This window comes from Rhodococcus zopfii NBRC 100606 = JCM 9919, from assembly GCF_001895025.1.
Taxonomy (GTDB): domain Bacteria; phylum Actinomycetota; class Actinomycetes; order Mycobacteriales; family Mycobacteriaceae; genus Rhodococcus; species Rhodococcus zopfii.
The window spans coordinates 1-12023 of the sequence record NZ_BCXI01000072.1 but is presented as its reverse complement, the minus strand read 5'-3'; the positions used below and the strand labels follow the sequence as shown (position 1 = coordinate 12023).

The 12023-nt window shown below is 69.6% G+C and carries 2 pseudogenes; both read right to left on the bottom strand.

What is annotated here, in order from left to right:
* Window positions 1–5789: pseudogene (locus RZ1_RS28320) on the bottom strand (non-ribosomal peptide synthetase); the annotation flags it as partial.
* Between the two features lie 259 nt (window positions 5790–6048).
* Window positions 6049–12003: pseudogene (locus RZ1_RS28315) on the bottom strand (amino acid adenylation domain-containing protein); the annotation flags it as partial.
* Window positions 12004–12023 lie beyond the last annotated feature (20 nt).

Sequence of the window (12023 nt, the reverse complement as noted above, 5' to 3'; positions counted from 1 at the left end):
AGTTGTCCGTGCAACTCCGCCGGCACCACCACATCCACCCGCGCACCCGCCACCGACTGCACCGCCGGACGCGGACGATCGGTCGGCAACTCCAACTGATCCGGCAGACCCGCCAGAGCACCGGACCAGTGCCGGATCTGCTGCGAGATCAGCGAGGACGGGTCGTCCTCCGACCCGAGCACCGACCGCTGCCACAACGCGTAATCCGCGTACTGCACCGCCAGCGGTTCCCACGACGGCACCCCGCCGCCGACTCGGGCCGTGTAGGCGGAGATGAGGTCGCGCACGAACGGCCCACCCGAAGAACCGTCGGCGGAGATGTGGTGAACGACCGTGACGACGACGAAGTCCTCGGTTCCGACCTCGAACACCCGTGCACGAAGCGGAATCTCGGCGGTCACATCGAACGGCTGCCCCACGAATCGGGCGATCGCGCCGGCGACCTGCGCCTCGTCGACCGCGACGACGTCCATCGCGATGGCGGCCCGCCCGGCGGGCAGGATCACCTGGACCGGACCGTCGACGGTCTCCGGGTAGACGGTGCGCAGCGACTCGTGCCGCGCCACCACATCGGCGACCGCCGCGCGCAGCGCCTCCGTATCCAGCGCACCGCGGATCCGCAGCGCCGTCGGCAGGTTGTAGGCGGTCGATTCCGGATCGAAACGGTTCAGGAACCACATACGGGACTGCGCCAGCGACAACGGAATCCGCTCGGGGCGCACCTGTGCCGCGAGCGCTGCCCGGCCACCGGCACCGGCGTGCGATTCGAGCCGGGCGGCGAGGGCCTCCACGGACGAGGCTTCGAACAGTTCCCGCACCGGGACGCGGGCTTCGAGGGCGGCGCCGAGTCGCGCCGCGACCTGGGTCGCGATCAGGGAGTTGCCGCCGAGCGCGAAGAAGTCGTCGTCGAGACCGACCCGCTCGATGTCGAGTACCTCCCCGAACACTCCGGCGACGATCTCCTCGACCGGGGTGGTGGGGGCACGGAATGCGCGGGTCTCGAACACGGGCTCCGGCAGCGCCTTGCGGTCGAGCTTGCCGGACGCGTTGAGCGGGAACTCGGTGAGCACGACGACGGCGGCCGGGATCATGTACGACGGCAGGCTCTTGCCGAGTCCGGCGAGCAACGACTGCTCGTCGATGTCGGCTCCGGCCTCGGCGACCAGGTAGGCGACGAGCTGCTCGCCGGTCGGGGTGGCGACCACCTGCACCGACGCCGACATCACGGTGGGGTCGGCGAGCAGGGCCGTCTCGATCTCGCCGAGCTCGATTCGCTGGCCGCGGAACTTCACCTGGAAGTCGGTGCGGCCGATGTACACCAGCTCCGGTGCACCGGTGGACGTCCGGGTCCAGCGGACGAGATCGCCGGTGCGGTACATGCGATCGCCGGAGACACCGATCGGATCGGCGACGAAACGGTCGCTGGTCAGGTCGACCCGGCCGTGATATCCGCGCGCGAGTTGCACGCCCGCCAGATACAGCTCACCGGCGACACCCAGCGGGACGGGACGCAGCCGGCCGTCGAGCACATAGGACTTCGAATTCCACTGCGGCACACCGATCGGGACCGATCCGGCGTCGTCGAGCGCCGCCTGCCGGTAGGTGATCGACACGGCCGCCTCGGTCGGTCCGTAGAGGTTGTGCAGTCCGGCAGGCGAGACGGACGCGAAAGCGTGCGCGGTCTGGGCAGGCAGTGCCTCACCGATGACGAACACGTCGCGCAGCGTCACCAGGTCGGCCGGGTCCGCGTACGAGACGAAGACCGCGAGCATCGACGGCACGAAATCGGTGAGGGTGACCGACAACTCGCGGATCGTGCGGGCGACGTACTCGGCGTCACGGTGACCGTCGGGTGTCGCGACGACGAGCGTCGCGCCGACACGCAGCGGCAGGAAGAAGCCCCACAGCGACACGTCGAACGTGGTGGCGGTCTTCTGGAGGTAGACGTCGGCCTCGGTGAGGCGGTATTCGCCCTGCATCCAGGCCATCTGGTTCGCGATCGCGCCGTGTGGAACCGCGACGCCCTTCGGGCGGCCGGTGGATCCGGAGGTGAAGATGACGTACGCGGTGTTCGCGGGACGCACCACCGCGTTCCGCTCGTCGTTCCGGATCGGGGTGGCCTGCAGATGCGCGAGGTCGAGGGTGTCGAGGTGCAGGACCGGAATGTGCTCGGGCAGAATGACACCGTCACGCTCGGTGCTGAGCACGCACACCGGTTCGGCGGCGTCGAGGATGTATTCGGTACGCGAGGCCGGGTGGTCCGGGTCCACGGGCACGTAGGCGCCGCCCGCGCGGAGCACCGCGTACATGCCGACGACGAGTTCCACGGACCGGCGCATCGCCAGCGCGACCCGGGATTCGGGTCCGACCCCGAGGGAGATCAGGTGCCGCGCAAGCCGGTTGACCTCGGCATCGAACTCGGCGTAGGTGAGTTCGCGCCCCTCGTACACGAGGGCGGTCGCATCGGGGGTGCGGGTGACCTGAGCGTCGAAGCCGTCGAGCAGGAGATGATCCTCGACCTCGTGCCCGGTGTCGTTGCACGTGTCGAGCAGGACGCTGCGCTCGTCGGCACCGAGGATCTCCAGATCACCGACGGTGACCGCGGGATCGGTGGAGACAGCGTCGAGGATGCGGAGCAGCCGCTCGGAGATCGCCACGACCGACGATTCGTCGAACAGCGCGGTGGCGTAGGTGAGCATGCCGACCATGCCGCCGCCGTCGGTGTCGGCGGCCAGCGTCAGCTGCAGGTCGAATCGCGCGGTGGTCACGCCGGCGTCGAGGCCCTCCACCCGAAGACCCGCAAGGTCGAGGCGGGCCTCTTCGAGGTTCTGGAAGAACAGAGCCACCTGGAACAACGGGTGCCGCGACTGCGACCGGACCGGGTTGAGCACCTCGACGAGCCGTTCGAACGGCAGATCGGCGTGCCCGAACGCACCGAGATCGGTCTCGCGGGCCTGGGCGACGAGTTCGGTGAAGGCGGCCGCCGGCGAAACCTGGGTACGGAGCACGAGCGTGTTGACGAACATGCCGACCAGATCGTCGAGCGCCTGCTCGCCGCGGCCCGCGACGGGCGTGCCGATCGCGATGTCCTCGGTGCCGGACAGCCGGGCCAGCAACACGGCGAGTGCGCTGTGGACCACCATGAACAGGGTGCCGTGTTCCGCAGCGGCCACGGCCTCGAGGCGTGCGACGAGGTCCGCGTCGATCGGGAAGCGGTACATCGCGCCGGCGTTCGATGCGGTCTGCGGCCGGGGCCGGTCGGTCGGCAGCGCGAGTTCGTCGGGCAGCCCGGCGAGCGTGTTCTTCCAGTAGTCGAGTTGTCCGGCGATGAGCGAGTCCGGGTCGTCCTCGGCGCCGAGGACCCGGCGCTGCCACAGCGCGAAGTCCGCGTACTGGACGGCGAGCGGTTCCCAGGCCGGCGCCGACCCGGCGCTCCGGGCCGCGTACGCCGTGACGACGTCGCGGGTCAGCGGAGCCATCGACGAGCCGTCTGCGCTGATGTGGTGAACGACGAGGACGAGCACGTGTTCGTCCTCGCCGAGCACGAACAGGCGGATCCGCACCGGGACCGCGGAGGTGACGTCGAATCCGTCGTCGACGAATTCGACCACGTCCGAAAGGATCTCGTCTGCCGTCGACGGGACGGGGGTGAGGTCGTCGACGACCTCCGCGGCGGGGAGGACGACCTGGTGGCCGGTGCCGTCGAGCTCCGGGTACATCGTCCGCAGGATCTCGTGTCGCTCGACGACGTCGGCGATCGCGGCGCGCAGTGCCGCCACGTCGAGACGGCCGGTGAGGCGGATCGCGAGCGGGATGTTGTTGACCGTCGACGTCGTGTCGAATCGGTTGAGGAACCACATCCGCTGCTGTGCGAGCGACAGCGGGATGACGGTGCCGCGGTCCTGCGGCTCGAGCGGGAGGCGCCCGGTCTCACCGGTGTGCGAGGCGAGGCGGGCGGCGAAGGCTTCGACAGTGGAGGACTCGAACAGGTCCCGTACCGGGATGCGCGTGTCGACCACGGCTCCGAGTCGGGCCACCGCCTGCGTCGCGATCAGGGAGTTGCCGCCGAGTTCGAAGAAGTCGTCGTCGAGGCCGACGCGTTCGACGCCGAGCAGGTCGGCGAACGCCGCCGCGACGGTCTCCTCGAGCGGGTTCGACGGAGCACGGAACTCCCGCGCCTCGAACACCGGTTCCGGCAACGCCTTCCGATCGAGCTTGCCGTTTCCGGTGAGGGGGATTTCGTCGAGGGTCATCACCACGGCGGGAACCATGTGGGTCGGCAGCGTCCGGCCCACGAATTCCTTGAGTGCGTCCTGGTCGATGGCCGCTCCGGCCGCGGGAAGCACATACGACACCAGTGTCGTCACCCCGGTCGTGGACGAGTGCCCGATGGTCGCGGCGAACTCGACGGAGTCGTGAGCGGAGAGCGCCGCGTCGATCTCACCGAGTTCGATGCGGAAACCGCGGACCTTGACCTGGAAGTCACTGCGGCCGACGTACTCGATGACCGGCCCGGTGGGGCCGTCGACCCAGCGCACGACGTCCCCGGTCCGGTACATGCGCGCACCGGGTTCGCCGGTGGCCGACTCACCCGTGAACGGATTCGCGACGAATCGTTCGGCGGTCAGGCCGTGACGCCGGTGGTAGCCGCGTGCGACGCCCGGCCCGGAGAGGTACAGCTCGCCGGCCACTCCCATCGGGACGGGGTTGAGGCGGCCGTCGAGGATGTGCGCCGAGACGCCGCGCAGGGCAACACCGATCGGCATCGGCCCGCCCGCCTCGAGCGGATCACTGCTGGTGGCGAGGATGGTCGTCTCGGTCGGCCCGTACACGTTGAAGAAGTCGCGGTTGCCGGCCCATTTGGCCATCAACTCGGTGGGGTAGGCCTCACCACCGACCATGACCGCACGCAACGTGTCCAGTCCGGTCGGGTCCATCGACGCCAACGCGGCCGGGGTGATGAAGGCGTGGGTGACACCTTCCTGCCGCAGCAGGTCGGCGAGTTCGTCGCCACCGTAGATCGTCGGCGACACGATCACCATGGTCGCGCCGGCCCCGATCGCGAGCAGCAGTTCGAGGATGGATGCGTCGAAGCTCGGCGACGCGAAATGCATGGTCCGGGAAGACGAATCGATCTTGAACCGGTCGCGCTGCTCGGCCGACAGATTCGATAGGCCGCCGTGGGTGACGGCGACACCCTTCGGCAGTCCGGTGGAGCCGGACGTGTAGATGACGTACGCGGTGTTGTCGACGGACAACGATCCGATCCGGTCCGCGTAGGTGATCGGCGCACCGGACACCGCTGCGCATTCCGCGGCCAGTTCCGCGCTGTCGAGGACGAGCCAGTCGACCGAATCCGGCAGGCCGTCGAGGTGGGTCGTGAGAGTGAGTCCGAAGCGTGAACCGGAGTCGGTGACCATGTGTTCGATACGGTCGGCAGGATAGGTCGGGTCCACCGGAACGAAGGCGGCACCGGTCTTTGCGACGGCCCACCAGGCGAGCACCGACTCGATCGAACGGGTCAATCCGAGCGCGACGAAGGTCTCGGGCTGCACACCGCGCGCGACGAGCACCCGTGCGAGGCGGGAGGACTGCTCGTCGAGTTCGCCGTAGGTCAGCCGCCGGTCGCCGAGGACGACCGCGGTGGCCGTCGGGTCCATCTCCACGGCCGCGGCGAGCAACTGAGGGAGGGTGAGTGCACGGGTGCGGCGACGACGAGCCGGCCTGCTGGAGCCGGTCCTGCGGCGTGCCCCACCTGCAGCCTTGGCTCCGGTCTCGTCAGCCGTCATTCGTTAACAACCCCTCATGCCCAGGACAGGAGAACCTCGGTCGCAGCGCGACTCGGGGCTCTCTCGTCTATTGACCCATCTACCCGCTCCATGGTAAGAGCCGGCGCTTCGGCCCCACATCCGGCTGATGCGTGCACGAAAGCGTCAACTCTATACCCTCGCTGGACCGCGATTCGTTACACGATCGGGACCTGGCGGCGGCCCGGAACCGGGCCGCCGTGTCGCGTCGGTTCCGGCGCCGCGTGGAGGACACGGACGGTCACTCCACGTATGTACCGCCGTCGGAGGCGATCACGTCCGCGCGCTCGGCGACCACGGCGTCGGTGTACAGATCCGGGCCGTCGGCGCCGAGCAGGTCCGCATAGCCCGGTTCCGGCTGCACGTCCACGAACACCACGGCCACGAGGTCCTCCGGAATTCCGTCGGCGAATCCGGGTGCGCCCGGCGAACCGACGAACAGATGGGTCACCCACTGCTCGGCGAGCTCGTCCTCGAACGATGCCGCGGGCTCCTGCGGCGCCACGAGGGCGGCGCCGGCCGTGACGGCCACCAGAAGCTCGAGCACCGCGGCCTCCGAGTTCACGGGTCCGTGCACATGGGTGCGGGACTCGTAGTCGACGCCGGTTCGGGCCGCGAGCCGGGCGGCGGCGTCCGCCGCGTCGGCGTGACCGATCACCCGTTCCCGGCCGGTGCCCGCGCCGAGCACGAACGCCGGGTCGTCACCCTGGATCGGACGTGCCAGATCCGCGTAGGTCACCGGAGTCGCGGACTGCGCCTCGATGGCCGAGGCCGTGTCCGGATCGTCGAGGACGATCGCGGGAATGTCGCTCGCGGGAATGTCGCTGCGGTCCGCAGCGACACCGACCACGACATCCACCCCGGTCCCTGTCTCGCTGTCGTCGAGCAGGACGACTGCAGCGCCGGTCTCGAGGACGGCCCACACGGCGACGATGCGATCCACCGAGCGCGGCAAGCGGATGCCGACCCGGCTTCCCGCGCCGACTCCGCGCCCGAGCAGGTACCGGGCGACACGCGACGAACGCGTACCCAACGCCGCGTAGGGAACTTCGTCCTCGCCGTCCGCCACCGCCGGAGCCTCCGGGTCGGACTCGACGGTGGACATGAGCACCGACACCAGGCTGCGGGCGGCAACCCCAGGTCCGGTGCCCGTCTCGGCGGGGCGGGCCTGGAACTGTGCTCGTTCGGCCGCGCCCAGGATGTCGATGTCGCCGACGATCACGTCGGGTTTCGTGACAACCGCCTCCACGATCCGGGTGAATCGCTCGGCGAACCGCTCGACGGTGGAGGCGTCGAACAGGTCGGTCGCGTAGGTGAACCCGGCGATCAACCGGTCCGGGTCGCCCGTGTCGTCGTAGGTGCCCTCCAGGGTGAGCATCAGATCGAACTTGGCCGCGACCTCCCCGGTGTCGAGGCCGCTGATCGTCAGCCCCGGCAGCTCGAAGGACACCGGCCGGAAGTTCTGCAGCGACAACATCACCTGGAAGAACGGGTGACGTCCCGACGACCGCGCCGGATCGAGTACCTCGACGAGCCGCTCGAACGGCACGTCGGCGTTCGCGAACGCCGACAGGTCCACTTCACGTGCGCGATCGACGAGCTCACCGAACGACCGGGACGGATCGACATCGGTACGCAGCACGAGCGTGTTCACGAACATGCCGATCAGGTCGTCGAGCTCCGGCTCGCCGCGTCCTGCCACGCCGGTACCGACCGCAACGTCGCGGCCGCCCGTGAGCCGGGCGAGCAGCACGGCCAGCGCCGCGTGCACCACCATGAACATCGAGGTGTTGTGGGCGCGAGCGAGTTCGGTCAGTCCGCGGTGCAGTTCCGGCTCGAGCGTGAACGCGTGATAGGCGCCCGCCATGGACGGCATCGCCGGGCGCGGCCGGTCCGTGGGCAGTTCGAGGTCGTCCGCCAGTCCGGCGAGCGCCTCACGCCAGTAGCCGAGCTGAGCCGAGATCTGCGCATCCGGATCGTCCTCGGTGCCGAGGACCCGGCGCTGCCACAGCGCGAAATCGGCGTACTGCACCGGAAGCGGCGCCCACGCGGGCAGACGCCCCGCGGCCCGCTCGGTGTACGCGATCATGACGTCACGGGTCAGCGGGCCGAGCGAGAAACCGTCGCCGCTGATGTGGTGCATGACCAGAACGAGGACGTGTTCGGTCTCGTTGATCGCGAACAATCCGATCCGGACCGGAATCGCCTCGGTCACATCGAACCCGGCCGATGCCAGCGCGCGAACCCGATCGGGCAGCTCGTCCGCACCGACCCGCTGGGGGGCCAGGTCCGGAAGTGCCTCGGCGACCGGCAGCACCACCTGGTGCCCGGTGCCGTCCCGCTCCGGGTAGACGGTGCGGAGGATCTCATGGCGGCCGATGACATCGCCGACCGCGCCCTGCAATGCCGCGACGTCGAGCGCGCCGGACAGCCGGATCGCCAGCGGGATGTTATAGGACCCGGAGGCCGGGTCGAACCGGTTGAGGAACCACATCCGCTGCTGCGCGAGAGAGAGCGGCACGATCTCCGGTCGCACGCCCGCCGTGAGCGGCGGGCGGCCGCCGCCCCCGGCGAGACCTTCCAGCCGGGCCGCGAGCGTCGCGACGGCCGGTGCCTCGAACAGCTCCCGGACCGGCACCGTGGTGTCGAGTGCCGCGCCGAGCCGCGCCGCGACCTGCGTTGCGACCAGCGAGTTGCCGCCGAGATCGAAGAAGTCGTCGTCCGCACCGACCCGGTCGACGCCGAGCACGTCCGCGAACACCCCGGCCACGATCTCCTCGATCGGCGTCGACGGCGCCCGGAAGGCGCGTGCCTCGAACACCGGCTCCGGCAGAGCCCTGCGGTCCAGTTTGCCGACGGGTGTCAGCGGGATCGTGTCGAGCGGAATCACGACGACCGGCACCATGTGCGCCGGCAACGAGGTCGCCGCGAACTCCCGCAGCGCGTCGGTGTCCACCACGGCACCGGCGGCGGGTACGACGTACGAGACGACGGCTGTGCCACCGGTCGGGGTGTCGTGCCCGACGGTCGCCGCGAAGTCCACGCTCTCATGCGAGACGAGCACGGCATCGATCTCGTCGAGTTCGACACGCAGGCCGCGGATCTTCACCTGGTGGTCGCTGCGTCCGACGTAGGCGATCTCGCCATCCGGCGTCCATCTCACGACGTCACCGGTGCGATACATCCGCTCGCCGGGCCCGCCGTACGGGTCGGCGACGAAGCGGTCGGCGGTCAGCGCGCCACGCGCGTGATAGCCCCGCGCGAGCTGGATACCCGAGATGTACAGCTCACCGATGACGCCGACGGGAACGGGGCGCAGCCGCGCGTCGAGCACGACCTCGCGCATCCCGCGGATCGGGGCGCCGATCGTGACCGGAGCGCCCGGCGCCATCGGCGCCGAGATGTTCGCCATGATCGTGGTCTCGGTGGGTCCGTAGCCGTTGTACAGCGATCGGCCGGGAGCCCATCGCGCGACGACGTCGGCGGGTACCGCCTCACCACCGGCGACGAGGTGCTGCAGCGAGTCCAGACCGGACGGGTCCATCGACGCAAGCACCGACGGGGTAATGAATGCGTGCGAAACACGTTCGCGGCGAATCAGTTCCGCCAGTTCCGCACCACCGAACACGGTGGCGGGCGAGATCACCATCGTCGATGCCGCACCGAGCGCGAGCAGCAACTCGAGCATCGACGCGTCGAAACTCGGCGACGACACGTGCAGGATCCGGGAATCGGGGCCGGGGCGGTAGCGTTCGCGCTGCTCGACACAGAAGTTGTGCAGTCCCGCATGCGTGACCGAGACACCCTTCGGCTTACCCGTGGAACCGGAGGTGTAGATGACATACGCCACCTGCCCGACCCTGATCGGCCGGGGCAGTTCGGCGTCGGCCACCGGAGTCGCCGATTCCGCGTCGATCGAGGTCTGCAGTCCGTCGTCGAGGACGAGCCAGTCGGTGACGCCCGGCAGGGACTCCACGTGCCGCGCCAGGGTGAGCCCGATCGTGGCGCCGGCGTCGGTGACCATGTGCTCGATCCGCTCCGCCGGGTAGTTCGCATCCACCGGGACGAACGCGGCACCGGTCTTCGTCACGGCCCATGCCGCCAGCACCGAATCGATCGACCGTGGAATCGCGACCGCGACGAGCTGCTCGGCACCCACACCACGCCGCAGCAGCACGCGGGCAAGCTGTGACGATCGAGCGTCCAGTTCCCGATAGGTCAGCTCACGACCCTCACAACGGACCGCGACACCACCGGGATTCGCGGCGACGGCCGCAGCGATCAGTTCGGGCAGGGTGCACGGCGCCGGTCCGGCCGGCCCGGCGTGCGCCAGGAGCGCGGCGAGCTCACCGGGAGCGAACAGGTCGGCCTCGCCGACGGCCTGTTCCGGGGACCGGGTCAGTGTCGTGAGCAGCCGCACGAATCGATCCGCGAACGCGGCGATCGTCGAGGCGTCGAACAGATCCGTCGCGTAGTCGAACATCGCGGGCACCCCGCCGGCCTGCTCGTTCCCGCCCGGAACGACGGTCAGCTGCAGATCGAACTTCGCGATGCGGGCGTCGGCCTCGACCGGCGCCACGGACAGGTCCCCGAGTTCGAACGTTCCCGAGGCAAGGTTCTGGAATGCCAGTACCACCTGGAAGATCGGCGAATGCGCCTGTGACCGGACCGGGTCGAGTTCGTCGACGAGACGCTCGAACGGCACGTCGGCGTGACCGAATGCGCCGAGGTCGCCTTCACGGACCCGGCCGACCAGGTCGGTGAACGACTCGGAGCCGTCGACGATCGTGCGCAGCACCGCCGTGTTGACGAACATGCCGACCAGGTCGTCGAGTGCGGCCTCACCGCGCCCGGCGACCGGCGAGCCGATCACGATGTCCTCGGTGCCGGACAGCCGCGCCAGCAGCACCGCGAACGCGGCGTGCACCACCATGAACGGCGTGGCCGCCCGATCGGACGCGAACCGTTCGACGGCGGCGAACACGTCGGCCGGCAGCTCGAAACGGTGGGTGTCGCCGCGATAGGTCGCCTGCACCGGCCGGGGCCGGTCGGTGGGCAGGTCCAGCACGTCCGGGGTCCCGGCGAGGGTGTCGGACCAGTAGGCGAGCTGCCGCGCGATCAGCGAATCCGGGTCGTGCTCGTCGCCGAGGACCTCGCGCTGCCACAGCGCGAAGTCGGCGTACTGCACCTCGAGCGGCGCCCACGACGGCGCGTCTCCGCGCGATCGTGCCGCATATGCCACCATCACATCGCGGGCGAGCGGACCCATCGAGAATCCGTCGGCGCTGATGTGGTGTGCCACGAGCACCAGAATTCGTTCATTCGACGACAATTCGAGCAGCGCAGCACGGAACGGCACTTCGGCGGTCACATCGAAGCCGGTGCCGATCAGTTCTGCGACGGTCTCGGTGACGCGCCCGGCCTCGATACGCTCGACCTGCAGTGCAGGGGCGTCGGCGACAGGCCGCACGACCTGCTGTCCCACACCGTCGAACTCGGGGTAGTAGGTACGCAGCACCTCGTGGCGCGCCACGACGTCCCTGACGGCGGCGCTGAGCGCCGCAACGTCGAGTGCCCCGCTCAGCCGCAACGCCACCGGAATGTTGTTCACCGCGGTGCCGCTGTCGAACCGGTTCAGGAACCACATCCGCTGCTGCGCCAACGACAACGGCACCCGCTCCGGACGCGAACGCGCCGCGAGCGCCACCCGCGCACCCGAACCCGCATGCGACTCCACCGCCGCAGCCAACCCCGCCACCGTCGACGCCTCGAACACCGACCGCACCGGCACCTGCGCATCCAACGCGGCACCCAACCGCGCAGTCACCTGCGTCGCCACCAGCGAATTACCACCGAGCGCAAAGAAATCGTCGTCCAACCCGACCCGCTCGACCCCGAGCACCTCCGCGAACACCGCCGCGACGATCTGCTCGATCGCCGTGGCCGGGGCGCGGAAGGCCACGGCCTCGAACACCGGCGCGGGCAGCGCCTTGCGGTCGAGCTTGCCATTGATGTTCAACGGCAACGCCTCGAGCACCACCCAGGCGGACGGCACCATGTACGACGGCAACTCCCTGGCGACCGACGACTTCACCGCCTCGAGGTCCAGTTCGCCCTCGCGGTCCGGCACGAGGTAGGCGACCAACTGCTCGCCGAGGTGCGCATCGTCGCGCACCACGACGACAGCCTGACCGACCGTATCCTGATCACGCAGAA